This window comes from Streptomyces roseochromogenus subsp. oscitans DS 12.976, from assembly GCF_000497445.1.
In the GTDB taxonomy this organism is placed as follows: Bacteria; Actinomycetota; Actinomycetes; order Streptomycetales; family Streptomycetaceae; genus Streptomyces; species Streptomyces oscitans.
The window spans coordinates 3,176,466-3,189,808 of sequence record NZ_CM002285.1 but is presented as its reverse complement, the minus strand read 5'-3'; the positions used below and the strand labels follow the sequence as shown (position 1 = coordinate 3,189,808).

Below are 13,343 nucleotides of genomic sequence, written 5' to 3'. Positions count from 1 at the left end.
AGGGCTTCACACAGCCCGCCGGCGGTACACCTCCGCAGGGCTTCACACCGCCTGCCGGCGGCACGCCCGCACAGGGCTTCACACCGCAGTCCGGTCAGATCCCGCCCGGCCAGACTCCGCCCCCGGCACCGGCACCCGTGCCGAACGTGCACGCCGCGCCGACGGTCATCGCCCCCTTGACCCCGCCCGCCGGCGGCACCGTCCATCCGCCCGCCCCGGCCCCCGCGCCCTACGGCCAGCCGCCGCAGCAGCCCTATGGCGGTCAGCCGACCGCGCCGATGCCCCCGGGCTACGGCCAGCAGCCGCCCTCCTACGGCGGCCGGCCCACCGCGCCCATGCCACCCGGCTACGGCCAGATCCCCGGCCAGCAGCCCGCCGGCTACGGAGTACCGCAGGGCGCCCCGCAGGGCGGTGCCGGTGTGACGGCCGCGCTGCAGATGTACAAGGAGACGCCGACCGGGCAGCGCTGGACGCAGCAGAACAAGAAGCTCATCCGCGTCGACCTCGGCATCGGCGGACAGCCCGTGCTGGCCCGGCAGGGCAGCATGGTGCTCTACCAGGGCAAGGTCGACTTCGGCTACAAGGGCGCCGGGTTCGCCGGGCGGATCGTGGGCCACGCGACCGGCCAGGAGATGCAGCTGATGCGCTGCACCGGCAACGGCCAGGTGTTCCTCGCCGAGAACTCCACCCACCTGCACCCCGTCGAGCTGCAGGGCGACGCGATCTGCGTGTCCGCGGAGAACGTCCTTGCCTTCGACGAGAGCCTGCAGTACGAGGTCCGCCGCATCGAGGGCCATGGCATCCCCGGCGGCGCGCTGTTCACCATGCAGTTCCAGGGCACCGGCACCATCGTCGTCAAGACCCACGGCACGCCCGTGGTCCTGCCGGTCACGCCGACCACCTTCGCCGACTGCAACGCTGTCGTCGCCTGGTCGGCCGCCTCCCAGGTGATCGTCTCCAGCCAGGTCCGCATGCGCCGCAACGCCTACCCGGGCGACACCGGCGAGAGCGTCAACCTCCAGTTCCGGGGCGCGCCCGGCAACTTCATCGTCGTCCAGCCGTACGAGGTCTGAGGGAGCCCGTCATGAACCAGCCGCTCGCGGGCTACGCCCCCGCACCCGTCACCGCCCGCATGGAGAACCACGGCAAGCACATGCTGAAGGTCGCCATGCAGACCGGAAACGACCTCCTCGCGCGCGTGGGCTCGATGGTCGCCTACGAAGGCTTCGTGCAGTACGAGCCCAACCCGCCGGCCGTCCGCCAGATCGCCCGCGACTGGATCACCGGCGAGGGCGCCCCGCTGATGAAGTGCACCGGCGACGGTCTGCTCTACCTCGCCGACTACGGCGCGAACGTCGTCGTGATCCACCTCAACGGCGACGGCATCTCCGTCAACGCCACCAACCTGCTGGCCTTCGACGCCCACCTCAGCTGGGGCGTCGAGCGTGTGAAGGGGCTCGCCAAGTTCGCCGGGCAGGGCCTGTGGAACACGAGGATCTCCGGGCAGGGCTGGGTGGCCCTGACCTCCCGGGGCGAACCGATCGTCGTCGATTGCGGCGGCGGCGAGGACGAGACGTACGTCGACCCGGACGCGCTCGTCGCCTGGTCGCCGAACCTGAAGGTGAAGGGCAAGCGCAGCTTCAAGGCGCAGTCGCTGATCGGCCGGGGCAGCGGTGAGGCCTACCAGATGGCCTTCTCCGGCCAGGGCATCGTCGTCGTCCAGCCCAGCGAGGACAGCACCGACCGCATCCGGATCCGGGGCTGAGGGGGAGCCAGAAAGTCATGCAGAGCCCGCTTTTCGCGCACAACGACCTCCAGACGCAGGAGCGTTGGAGCCTGCAGAACTCGCAGTTGCTCCGCGTCACTCTGGAGGGCCACGACGACATCCTCGCCCGCAAGGGCAGCATGGTCGCCTACCAGGGCCTGGTCGAGTTCGACGCCGAGTACCGCAGCAACAACCAGGCACGCGCGCAGGCGTACACCGGTGAGGGACTGGACCTGATGCGCTGTCACGGGCAGGGCACGGTATATCTCGCCAACCTCGCCCAGCACGTGCACATCATGGACGTCGAGCAGGACGGGCTGACCGTCGACAGCTCCTACGTCCTCGCCATGGACTCCTCGCTGCACTACGAGGTCATCGCCGTCGACAGCCTCTACGGCATCGCCGGCTCCGGGAAGTACCAGCTGAACATCACCGGGCGCGGCCGGGTCGCCCTGATGACCTCGGGCGCGCCGCTGCTGATGCAGGTCACGCCCGACAAGTACGTCAACTGCGACGCCGACGCCATCGTCGCCTGGTCCACCGGGCTGCGCGTGCAGATGCAGGCGCAGACGCACTCCTCCGGGGTGTGGCGCCGGCGCGGGAACACCGGTGAGGGCTGGGAGCTGAGCTTCATGGGGTCCGGGTTCGCGCTCGTCCAGCCCAGTGAGCTGCTGCCGCCACAGAACGCGGTGATCGGGCAGGGCCTCGCCGCCCAGTTCGGCATGGGGCAGCAGGGGGCCCGGGGGCAGAACCAGGGGAACGTCTGGAACTGAGCGTCCACTAAGCCAACGTAAGGGGCGCCCATCCGGGAGGGCGCCCCTTACCCGTCTACAGCCTCGCGCGGGTCGCGTCGAGCAGCCGTACGACCGACTCGTCCGCTACGTCGGCCACCTCGTCGTAGGCGAACCAGCGCAGGTCCAGGGACTCGTCGCTGATCGCCTCCACGGCCCCGCCCGGCGCGACGGCGGCGTACTGGACGTCCAGGTGCCAGGCGCAGGGCGTGTGGTGGCGGTCCAGGCGGACCGGGCCGCCGGACAGCAGGGTCAGCCCCGCGATGCCGGACTCCTCGGTCGCCTCCCGCAGGGCGGCCTGCGCCACAGTGGCGTCGTCCGGCTCGCAGTGACCGCCCATCTGCAGCCACATCCGCAACTTCTTGTGAAGGGTCAGCAGCACCCGGCCGCGCTCGGGGTCGATCACCAGCGCGCTCGCCGTGATGTGCCCATCCTGGCAGGCCTTCCACATGCCGTCCGAGTGGGCCGCCAGATGGTCCAGATAGGCCTGGCGCAACTCGTCCTGGCCCTCGTACCCCTTCAGCACGAGGACCGCGTCGTCGTACAGGCTCACTCGGTGTCGTCGCCCTTGGTGTCGTCGTCCTTCTCGTGGGGGTCCGGCTTGTGCAGGTCGGGCTTGCTCTGAGAACCGCCCGCCGCCTCGCCGAGCATCTTGTCCAGCTCGGAGAAGTCCAGCTGCTCGCGGTGCACGAAGCCGTCCGGGTCGTCCAGGTCGCTGGCCGTCGGCAGCATGTCCGGGTGGGCCCACAGGCCGTCCCGGCCGTCCACACCGCGCGCGTCCGTGAGCGAGGCCCACAGGCGGGAGGCGTCGCGCAGCCGGCGCGGGCGCAGCTCCAGGCCGATCAGCGTGGCGAACGTCTGCTCCGCGGGACCGCCCGTGGCGCGGCGGCGGCGCAGGGTCTCGCGCAGCGCGTCAGCGGACGCCAGACGCGGTTTGGCGGCCGCATGGACCACCGCGTCCACCCAGCCCTCGACGAGCGCCAGAGCGGTCTCCAGACGGGCCAGGGCGGCCTTCTGCTCGGGCGTGTCCTCCGGCTGGAACATGCCCTGCTGGAGGGCGTCCTGCAGCTGCTCGGGGTTCTGCGGGTCGAACTGGCCGACCACGTCCTCCAGCTTGGCCGTGTCGACCTTGATCCCGCGCGCGTACCCGTCGACCGCGCCGAACAGGTGCGAGCGCAGCCACGGCACATGCGCGAACAGGCGCTGGTGGGCCGCCTCGCGCAGGGCCAGGTACAGCCGCACCTCCTCCTGCGGCACGCCGAGGTCCTTGCCGAAGGCCTCCACGTTGGCCGGGAGCAGCGCGGCCTTGCCGGCCGGGCCGAGCGGCAGGCCGATGTCGGTGGAGCCGACGACCTCACCGGCGAGCACGCCGACGGCCTGCCCGATCTGCGTGCCGAACATGGCGCCGCCCATCGAGCGCATCATGCCGATCAGCGGGCCCGCCATGGCCTGCATCTCCTCCGGCAGGACGTCGCCCATGGCCGCGCCGACCCGCTCGGCGACCGGGTCGACCAGCTCCTGCCAGGCGGGCAGGGTCGCCTCGACCCACTCCGCGCGGGACCAGGCCACCGCCGAGGCGGAGCCCGACGGCAGGGACGTCGCGTCGTCCAGCCACAGGTCGGCCAGGCGGACGGCCTCCTCGACCGCCTTGCGCTCGGCCGGGCCGACGCTGGCGTCCTTCGTGCCGTCCGGGGTGCCCTGGGCGACCGTCTGGCGGGCGATCTGCTTGGCCATGTCCCAGTTCACCGGACCGCCCTCGTAGGAGAGCATCTGGCCCAGCTGCTGGAACGCGGCGCCCAGGTCGGTGGGGTTCAGGGAACCGAACATGGCTGCGAGCGGATTGTCGGCGCCGGGGCCGCCAAGGCCTCCGGCTCCGGGCAGGCCGCCGAAGCCGAACGGGTTGGCCGGTCCCTGCTCACCACCGCTCTGCTGGTCCTTCTTCTTGCCCTCGTCGCCGTCCTCCGGCTCCTCCGGCGGAAGGCCGAAACCGAATGGGGTGTCACTCACGGGATTCCTCGGCTGGTAAGGCCGCCGGTTCTCTCCGGCGGCGCGGCTGCCCGACAACACCACCCAGCGTAGACACCCGGACCCGATCGGGGCTCGGTGCTTCGCCCACGGCAGGCCTGCGGCAGGATGGATGCACCTGGTACGTACGCGTCACTCGCGCTCGTACTGAAGACAACCGCTGGAGACGCCCGGTGAGTTCCCCAGATCCGCAGGTTCGCGCAGCGCGAAACCCCTCAACCTCCTCCGCCGTGCGCGGACCCGTCGTCGTGGTCACCGGCGCCGCCGGCGGGGTCGGCGCCCTGCTCACCGAGCGGCTCGCCGCCTCCGAGGAGATCAAGCAGGTCGTCGCCATCGACGAGCGGCGCGGGGAGTGCGCGGCCGCCACGTGGCACATCCTCGACGTGCGCGATCCCGCGATCGCGGACAAGCTGCGGGGCGCCGACGTGGTCGTCCACCTCGCGCTCGACCTGGATCTGGAGACCGATCCGGCGGCTCGAACCGCTTACAACGTCCGGGGGACCCAGACCGTCCTCACGGCCGCTGCGGCGGCCGGCGTGCACCGGGTCGTGCTGTGCACGTCTGCGATGGTCTACGGCGCGCTGCCGGACAACGAGCTGCCCCTTTCGGAGGACGCCGAGCTGCGCGCGACCGCCGAGGCCACCGGGGTCGGGGACCTGCTGGAGATCGAGCGGCTGGCGCGCCGGGCGCCGCGGGCGCATCCGGGGCTGAACGTCACCGTCGTACGGCCCGCCGTGCTGGTCGGCGGCACGGACACCGCGCTGACCCGGTATTTCGAGTCGCCGCGGCTGCTCGTCGTCGCCGGATCGCGGCCCGCGTGGCAGTTCTGCCATGTCGAGGACCTGTGCGGTGCCCTGGAGTACGCCGTCCTGGAGAAGGTCGACGGGGAACTGGCCGTGGGCTGCGACGGGTGGCTGGAGCAGGAGGAGGTCGAGGAGCTCAGCGGGATCCGGCGGATGGAGCTGCCCTCGGCGGTCGCTCTGGGCGCGGCGGCCCGGCTGCACCGGATCGGGCTCACGCCGTCTCCGGCCGGCGATCTGGCGTACACGATGTATCCCTGGGTGGTCAGCGGGAGCCGGCTGCACGACGCCGGGTGGCGGCCGCGGTGGACCAACGAGGAGGTGCTCGCGGAGCTGCTGGAGGAGGTTTCCGGGCGGCACACGGTCGCCGGGCGGCGGCTCGGCCGCAAGGACGCCACGGCCGCGGGTGCCGCCGGGGCGACGGTCGCTCTGCTGGGCGCCGCCGCTGTCGTACGACGGGCCCGGAAGGCCCGGCGGCGCGTGTGAGGGCGGCCGGGCGGGGTGGGATCGCCCGGCGGCGCACCGACGTCGTACGAGCCTCCAAAACGCTCCACGCGCGTGCCTGGTGAATCTCGTATTCCCCGGTGTCACAGGCGTGCGGCACGATAGGGGTATGGCACAGGTGAACGAGCACCCCGGTGAGCAGGCGGCGCAGGATTCCATCAAGCTGATCGGGGTCCGGGAGAGCGCGCTCTCCGTGGACGAGGTGTTCCAGGCGGTCGGGGACGACGCGGCCGGGGGCGTCGCGCTGTTCGTGGGGACCGTGCGGAACCACGACGGCGGAGCGGACGTGGACGCCCTCGGGTACTCCTGCCACCCCAGTGCCGAGGCCGAGATGCGGCGGATCGCCGAGAAGGTCGTGGCCGAGTATCCGGTGCGGGCGCTGGCCGCCGTGCACCGGGTGGGAGACCTGCGGGTAGGGGATCTCGCCGTGGTCGTCGGCGTGGCCTGTCCGCACCGGGCCGAGGCCTTCGACGCCTGCCGCAAGCTGATCGACGATCTCAAGCACGAGGTGCCGATCTGGAAGCACCAGAAGTTCTCCGACGGCACAGACGAGTGGGTCGGCGCGTAGCGCCCTCGTCGAGGGACGGTGGTCGGGCGACGGGAGGGCGGGTCGGAGCCTGCTGAGGGCAGGCACCGAGCGGTCACCCGGAGCACCCCCGTCCCTCCGGTTGCGTAACCGGCCCCCTGGCGTGAGCGTTGTCAGTGCGGATGGTTAATCTGCTGATCAGTCAGTTGCGGACGCTCACGGCGTTGGGAGGTCGGCATGGGGGCGCTTGTCTGGCTGCTGATTCCGCTTGTGGCCGCGATCGGTGGCGGCCTGTGGGGCAGTTGGGCCAACAGGACTCGCAGAGTGCGCGGCGACGGCCCCGAGCTGGACGGCTATGCCCGGTTCCGTGAGGCCATGGAGAAGTCCGACACGGGTGCCGGAGGCGCGTGACGGGGTGCCCTGACGGTGCGCTGACAGAGGCGTCCCGTACTGTCGTGGCATGCCACGCCGCACCGCGACGATGCTCGCCTCCACCCTGATGCTGATCGCGCTCCTGTGCGCCGGAGTGCTCATCCCCGTGCCGTACGCGGAGATGTCCCCCGGCCCGACCGTGAACACGCTGGGGAACCACGACGGCGCGCCGGTGCTGCAGATCACCGGGCACGACACGTACAAGACCAGCGGCAACCTGAACATGACGACCGTCCGGGTGACCAGCGCGGACTTCCGCATGAACCTGGTGGAGGCCATCTACGGCTGGCTGGACCACGACACCAAGGTCGTCCCGCACGACACGCTCTACCCGAACGGCACGACGGAGCAGCAGTCCTCGCAGCAGAACGCCGAGGAATTCAGCCAGTCCCAGGAGAGCGCCAAGGTCGCCGCCCTGAAGGAGCTGGGCATCCCGGTGAAGTCCTGGGTGATCGTCTCCACCGTGGTCAAGGACTCGCCGGCCGAGGGCAAGCTGCACGCCGGTGACGTGATCAAGGCCGTCGACGGCACGGCCGTGAAGCAGCCGGCCGATGTCGCCAAGTTCGTCACCAGGCACAAGCCCGGTCAGAACGTCGTCTTCACGGTCGTCCCCGCCAAGGAGCAGGCCGCCGCGGAGAAGGCGCACAGGACGGCGACGAAGACCCAGGACGTCACCATCACCACGACCACCTCCGACGACAGCGGCGCCAAGCGCGCCATCGTCGGGATCTCCGCCGGGACCGACCACACCTTCCCGTTCACCATCGACATCAAGCTGGCCGACGTCGGCGGGCCGAGCGCCGGTCTGATGTTCGCCCTCGGCATCTACGACAAGCTGACCCCGGGCAGTCTGACCGGCGGCAAGTTCATCGCCGGCACCGGCACCATCGACGACAACGGCACCGTCGGGCCGATCGGCGGCATCGAGATGAAGACCGTCGGCGCACGCGAGAAGGGCGCCCAGTACTTCCTGACGCCGGCCGACAACTGCGCATCCGCCGCCAAGGACACCCCGAGCGGGCTCACGCTGGTGAAGGTGAAGACGATCGGGGACGCGCTGGACGCGCTGAAGGACATCCGCAGCGGGAACACCTCGGCGCTGCCCCAGTGCACCACCAAGGGCTGAGCGGTCCCTGACACGGCTGGGGGCGCCCCGCAAAGGCAGGGGCACCCCCATCGCCGTACCGGAAAGGACGTCACAGGAGGCCTCACACGGGATGTGAGGAGGACGGCGGGCGTCAGTCCTCGAACGTCGCCGCCAGGGCCTCCGCCAGGCCGGGCACCAGGTCGGGGCCGGTCAGGACCTCCGTCGGCGAGTCCTTCTCGCGCAGCCGCACCGCCGACTCGCGGCCGCCGTCGCGCAGCACCGCGACCGTCATACGCACCTCCTGGCGCTCCGGGTGCTCGGCCACCCACGTCGCCAGCTTGGCCTGGCTCAGGTTCTGCGGGACCTGCGCCTCCGCGGACGGCGGCAGCATCAGGCGCTCCACCGAGAGCGCGCAGCCGGCCACCGCGTCGGGCCAGGCGATGGTGCCGAGGAACTCGTCCAGCGGCTTGCCGGACGGGAGCTCGTCCTGCTCGATCGGGGTGAGACCGGCGGACTCGGACGCGTCCTCCAGGCCCAGCTGAGCCGCGAGCGCGGGTTCCTGAGTCCGCAGCCGTGTGGTGTCGACGAGGGCGAAGAGGCGGGCGGGCTGGTCCCAGCCGAGGCCGGAGACGTACTCGTCGATCTCGAGTACGGCCCGGGTGAGCGGGCTCGCTGCCATGGGAGTGTTGGACATGGTCACAATCCTGCCTCGTTCACCGCCGGAATCGGGAACCGAGTGCGGCGTGAGTAAGTTGCATATGTGTTGGCCCGCGATCACGGGGGGCCACGGAGGGTCCGCGAACACGAGGGCCTGACGGATCGACAGCGAACTTCGAGGTGCACACCTTGGCTTTCCAGATGCCGGACCGCGGCGGAGGCCCGACGGGGCCGCGGATCAGAGCGGGCCGCCCGTCCCGGGGGGCCCGGACCCTGCTCATGACACTGGGCGTCCTGGCCGTCCTCGGCATGGCGTTCACCATGTTCGCGGGTTTCTGGACGGACTGGCTGTGGTACCGGTCGGTGCACTACTCGTCCGTGTTCACGACCACGCTGTGGACCAAGATCGGCCTCTTCTTCGTCTTCGGTCTGCTGATGGCGGTCGCGGTGGGGGTCAACATCTGGCTGGCGCACCGGCTGCGGCCCCCGCTGAGCGCCATGTCCATGGAGCAGCAGAGCCTCGACCGCTACCGGATGGGCATCGCGCCGTACAAGAGGTGGCTGCTGCTCGCCGTCACCGCGCTCGTCGGCCTGATCGCCGGTGCCTCGGCGGCCGGCCAGTGGCGGACCTGGCTGATGTGGGTCAATGGCGTGCCCTTCCACCAGAAGGACCCCCAGTTCCACCTCGACATCTCCTTCTACGCCTTCGATCTGCCCTGGTACCGCTTTCTGCTCGGCTTCGGCTTCGCCGCCGCCATCCTGTGCCTGATCGCCGCCGCGCTCACGCACTATCTGTACGGCGGGCTGCGCGTCACCAGCCCCGGCGCACGGGCCACCGCCGCGGCGACCGGGCATCTGTCGGTGCTGCTCGGCATCTTCGTCGCCCTGAAGGCGGTCGCCTACTGGCTCGACCGGTACGGCCTGGCGGTCAAGTCCAGCGACTTCAAGGCGACCGGGGAATGGACCGGCCTGCGCTACGTCGACGCCAACGCCTATCTGCCGGCGAAGACGATCCTGTTCTGCATCGCCGTCATCTGCGCGCTGCTCTTCTTCGCCACGCTGTGGCGGCGCACCTGGCAGCTGCCGGTCATCGGCTTCGGCCTGATGGTCCTCTCGGCGATCCTGATCGGCGGGCTGTACCCGGCGATCGTGCAGAAGTTCCAGGTCCAGCCCAACGAGCAGGCCAAGGAAGCCCCGTACGTCCAGAAGAACCTCAAGGCGACCCGTGAGGCGTACGGCATCGACGACGCCGAGGTCACCGAGTACTCCGGTCAGTCCACGACGAAGGACAAGACCAAGCTGCGCGACGACGCGAACGACGCGGCAAGCATCCGGATCATGGACCCGAACATCGTCTCGCCGACGTTCCAGCAGCTGCAGCAGATGAAGAACTACTACGGCTTCCCGACCAACCTGGACGTCGACCGGTACCGCACGGAGGACGGCAAGAACGCCAAGGATCAGGACACGGTCATCGGGCTGCGCGAGCTGAACCTGGCCGGCATCCCGAAGAACAACTGGATCAACGACCACTTCCGCTACACGCACGGCTACGGCGCGGTCGCCGCCAAGGGCACCGAGGCCGACCTCCAGGGCCAGCCCGTCTTCACCGAGTCCGACATGCCGTCCACGGGCGCCCTCGGTTCGTACCAGCAGGCGATCTACTACGGCGAGAAGACCACCACATACTCGATCGTCGGCGGTCCCCAGAAAGAGATCGACTACTCGGACAACAACGGCGAGAAGACCACCAGCTATACCGGCAGGAGCGGGGTCAACCTCGACAACCCGGTCAACCGGGCCGCATACGCGGTGGTGTTCAACGAGCCGCAGATCCTCTACTCGGGCGCGATCGGCAAGGGCTCGCGGATCCTGTACAACCGCACGCCCAAGGAGCGCGTCGAGGCGGTCGCCCCCTGGCTGACCATCGACGGCGACGCCTACCCGGCGGTCGTGAACGGCCGTATCCAGTGGATCGTCGACGCGTACACGACGTCGAACGGCTACCCGTACTCGTCCCGTACGACCCTCGGGGACACGACGGCCGACTCGCTGACCGCCACCAACAACAACCGCACCGTGGTGGCCCAGCAGAACCAGGTCAACTACATCCGCAACTCGGTGAAGGCGACCGTCGACGCGTACACCGGCGAGGTCAAGCTGTACCAGTGGGACACCAAGGACCCGGTGCTGAAGACCTGGATGAAGGCGTTCCCGGGCACGGTGAAGCCGAAGAACGCCATCTCCAACGACCTGATGGCCCATCTGCGCTACCCGCAGGACCTGTTCAAGGTCCAGCGCGAGCTGCTCACCCGCTACCACGTGACGGACGCGCAGACCTTCCTCACCGGCAGCGAGGTGTGGCAGGTGCCGGACGACCCGACGAACAAGTCGGGCAACGCGGTGCCGCCGTACTACCTGAGCATGAAGATGCCCGACCAGAGCCGGCAGGCGTTCTCGCTGTCGACGACGTTCACGCCCAACGGCCGGGACAACCTCAGCGCGTTCATGACGGTCGACGCCGAGGCCGGCAGCGGTGACTACGGCAAGATCAGAATCCTGAAGCTGCCGACCAGCACGACGGTCGACGGGCCGAAACAGGTGCAGAGCCAGTTCAACTCCGAACAGGACATCGCCGCCGCGATCAAGCTCCTCAAGGGCGGCGACTCCGATATCGAGTACGGCAACCTGCTGACCGTGCCGCTGGACGGAGGACTGCTCTATGTGGAGCCGGTGTACGTGCGCGGTGGCGGGCTGAAGTACCCGCTGCTGCGCAAGGTGCTGGTCACCTATGAGGGCAAGACCGCGTTCGAGAACACGCTCGGCGAGGCCCTGGACAAGGTCTTCGGCACGGCGGGTTCGACCACCACACCACCGGACACCGGCACCACCAATCCGCCCACGTCCACCAATCCGACCGTCCAACAGGCCCTGAACGACGCCCAGAAGGCGTTCGACGCCGGCCAGAAGGCCCTGCAGGGGCCGAACGGGCCGGACTGGACCGCGTACGACAAGGCCCAGAAGGATCTGAAGGCCGCGCTGAAGCGGGCGCAGGACGCGGAGGCCAAGGCCGGCCCGTCCACCAGCGGCAAGAACGGGAGCGGTAAGAAGAGCTGATCAAGCCCGCTCCGCGCCGTGGTATGGTTACCAGGCAACGGCGCGGGGTGGAGCAGCTCGGTAGCTCGCTGGGCTCATAACCCAGAGGTCGCAGGTTCAAATCCTGTCCCCGCTACTGCGAACGAAGGCCCGGATCCCAAGGGATCCGGGCCTTCGTGGTGTGCGAACTCATGTACTGAGGGGAGGGACGGCCGCGCCGCCGTGGGGAGTTGAGGGGTGTGTGTTTGACTTGTCTCCCTGTGGGCATGTCGACAAAACGCTGAAGTGACCTCACGGGCTGCGGTATACCGGGTGTACCCAGGTTGCAGGTGGTGCGACGATGGACGTTATGGGGGACAAGGCAACTCTGTTCGAGTCAGGGCGATTTGTGCAGCCTTCCGTTGAGGAGCCGACCCGCGACGAGTTGACCGACATGGTGGACGCCGAGGAAGAGGTGCGCCTCGCGCTCGCCGCGCAGAGCGGCGACGCCGAGGCGGCGAGCGTCCTCGGCGCCATGCTGCTGCGCCGCGGCGACCTCGACGGAGCCGAACCCCATCTGCGAGCCGCCACCGCGGCCGGTGACCGGGCCGCCGCCAACAACCTCGGTGTCCTGCTGCACCAGCGCGGCTACCCCGAGGAGGCCGCCGGCTGGTGGCGCATCGCCGCCGTCGCCGGCTCGGCCGCCGCCGCGCACGCGCTGGGCCGCTACCACCGCGAGCGCGGGGACGAGCCCGCAGCCGAGTACTGGCTGCGCCAGTCCGCCGAGCAGGGCCATGTCCTCGGCGCCTACGCACTCGCCGATCTGCTGGAACACCGCGGGGACGTCGGCGCCGAGCGCTGGATGCGGGCGGCGGCCGAGCGCGGACACCGGGAGGCGGCCTACCGGCTGGCGCGCGCGCTCGACCGTCCGCCGGCCGGACCCGAGGACGAGGCCGCGGCCGACAACGCTGTCACCGACGCCGAGCAGTGGTACCGCCAGGCTGCCGCGCGCGGCCACCGGCGCGCCGCGCTGCACCTCGGCGCGATCCTCGAGAAGCGGGGCGAGCTGAAGGAGGCCGGGCGCTGGTATCTGACCTCGGCCAAGGACGGCGAGGCCCGGGCCGCCTGCGCGCTCGGCTTCCTGCTGCGCGACGCCGGGGACACCGAGAGCGCGGCCGTGTGGTGGCTGCGCGCCGCCCAGGACGGCGACGGCAACGCGGCCAACGCGCTCGGCGCGCTGCACGCCGAGCGCGGAGAGACGCAGACCGCCGAGCGCTGGTACCGGGCGGCGCTGGACGCAGGCGACGACAACGGCGCGTACAACCTCGGGCTGCTCTGCGCCGAGCAGGGGCGCACCGCGCAGGCCGAGCAGTGGTACCGGCGCGCCGCCTACGCCGGGCACCGGGAGGCCGCCAACGCGCTCGCCGTCCTGCTGCTCCAGGTCGGCGACACCACCGGCGCCGAGCCGTGGTTCTCCAAGGCCGCCGAGGCCGGCAGCGTGGACGCCGCGTTCAACCTCGGCATCCTCTATGCCGGGCGCGGCACCGGGGAGCACACGGAGATGGCGCTGCGCTGGTACGAGCGGGCGGCCGCCGCCGGGCACACCGAGGCCGCGCTCCAGGTCGGGATCGCCCGGCTGCGCGAGGGCGACGAGCAGGAGGCCGAGCGGCACCTGCGGTGC

Annotated in this window: 12 protein-coding genes and 1 tRNA gene; 10 read left to right on the top strand and 3 right to left on the bottom strand. The window is 70.4% G+C overall.

What is annotated here, in order from left to right; all coding sequences use genetic code 11:
• From M878_RS99835 to M878_RS63480, 3 genes are all read left to right on the top strand, one after another.
• The coding region (locus M878_RS99835; RefSeq protein WP_023546905.1) for an AIM24 family protein at window positions 1–1,073 on the top strand (1,073 nt) is incomplete at its 5' end.
• 11 nt (window positions 1,074–1,084) lie between these two features.
• Window positions 1,085–1,765 carry an AIM24 family protein gene (locus tag M878_RS63485; protein ID WP_023546904.1) on the top strand — a complete coding sequence of 227 codons (681 nt, stop codon included), beginning with the start codon at window positions 1,085–1,087 and terminating at the stop codon, window positions 1,763–1,765.
• 17 nt (window positions 1,766–1,782) lie between these two features.
• Window positions 1,783–2,538, top strand: coding sequence for an AIM24 family protein (locus tag M878_RS63480; RefSeq protein ID WP_023546903.1), 756 nt, complete (start codon window positions 1,783–1,785; stop codon window positions 2,536–2,538).
• A 55-nt stretch (window positions 2,539–2,593) separates the two neighbouring features.
• Here the strand turns inward: M878_RS63480 and M878_RS63475 are convergent, their stop codons facing one another.
• Both M878_RS63475 and M878_RS63470 read right to left on the bottom strand, forming a co-directional pair.
• Window positions 2,594–3,109, bottom strand: coding sequence for an NUDIX hydrolase (locus M878_RS63475; RefSeq protein WP_023546902.1), 516 nt, complete (start codon window positions 3,107–3,109; stop codon window positions 2,594–2,596).
• Window positions 3,106–4,563, bottom strand: a complete 1,458-nt coding sequence (locus tag M878_RS63470) for a zinc-dependent metalloprotease (RefSeq protein ID WP_023546901.1) — start codon at window positions 4,561–4,563, stop codon at window positions 3,106–3,108. Before M878_RS63470 ends, M878_RS63475 begins: the two co-directional genes overlap by 4 nt.
• Before the next feature lie 191 nt (window positions 4,564–4,754).
• On the opposite strand from M878_RS63470, the gene M878_RS63465 reads away from it, so the two are divergent.
• The 4 genes from M878_RS63465 to M878_RS63455 all read left to right on the top strand — a co-directional run bounded on the left by M878_RS63465 (window position 4,755) and on the right by M878_RS63455 (window position 7,969).
• Window positions 4,755–5,867 (top strand): SDR family oxidoreductase, encoded by a 1,113-nt coding sequence (locus M878_RS63465; RefSeq protein ID WP_031224904.1) that lies wholly within the window; start codon window positions 4,755–4,757, stop codon window positions 5,865–5,867.
• Between the two features lie 127 nt (window positions 5,868–5,994).
• On the top strand, window positions 5,995–6,453 hold the full coding sequence (locus tag M878_RS63460) for a molybdenum cofactor biosynthesis protein MoaE (protein WP_023546899.1): 459 nt from the start codon (window positions 5,995–5,997) through the stop codon (window positions 6,451–6,453).
• A 195-nt stretch (window positions 6,454–6,648) separates the two neighbouring features.
• Window positions 6,649–6,822 (top strand): hypothetical protein, encoded by a 174-nt coding sequence (locus M878_RS98330; protein WP_167345799.1) that lies wholly within the window; start codon window positions 6,649–6,651, stop codon window positions 6,820–6,822.
• Between the two features lie 49 nt (window positions 6,823–6,871).
• Entirely contained in the window at window positions 6,872–7,969 is a 1,098-nt protein-coding gene (locus tag M878_RS63455; protein ID WP_023546898.1) for a YlbL family protein, read from the top strand.
• A 112-nt stretch (window positions 7,970–8,081) separates the two neighbouring features.
• Here the strand turns inward: M878_RS63455 and M878_RS63450 are convergent, their stop codons facing one another.
• Entirely contained in the window at window positions 8,082–8,624 is a 543-nt protein-coding gene (locus M878_RS63450) for a PPA1309 family protein (RefSeq protein WP_031224903.1), read from the bottom strand.
• A gap of 164 nt (window positions 8,625–8,788) precedes the next feature.
• Between M878_RS63450 and M878_RS63445 the strand changes: the two genes are divergently transcribed.
• The 3 genes from M878_RS63445 to M878_RS63435 form a co-directional block, all read left to right on the top strand.
• The gene (locus M878_RS63445) at window positions 8,789–11,704 is read left to right on the top strand and encodes a UPF0182 family membrane protein (protein WP_031224902.1); all 2,916 of its coding nucleotides are present in this window, start codon (window positions 8,789–8,791) and stop codon (window positions 11,702–11,704) included.
• Between the two features lie 41 nt (window positions 11,705–11,745).
• A tRNA-Met gene (locus M878_RS63440) sits at window positions 11,746–11,819 on the top strand.
• 204 nt (window positions 11,820–12,023) lie between these two features.
• Window positions 12,024–13,343, top strand: a 1,320-nt coding sequence (locus tag M878_RS63435; RefSeq protein WP_209445521.1) for a tetratricopeptide repeat protein, incomplete at its 3' end; no start/stop codon positions are given.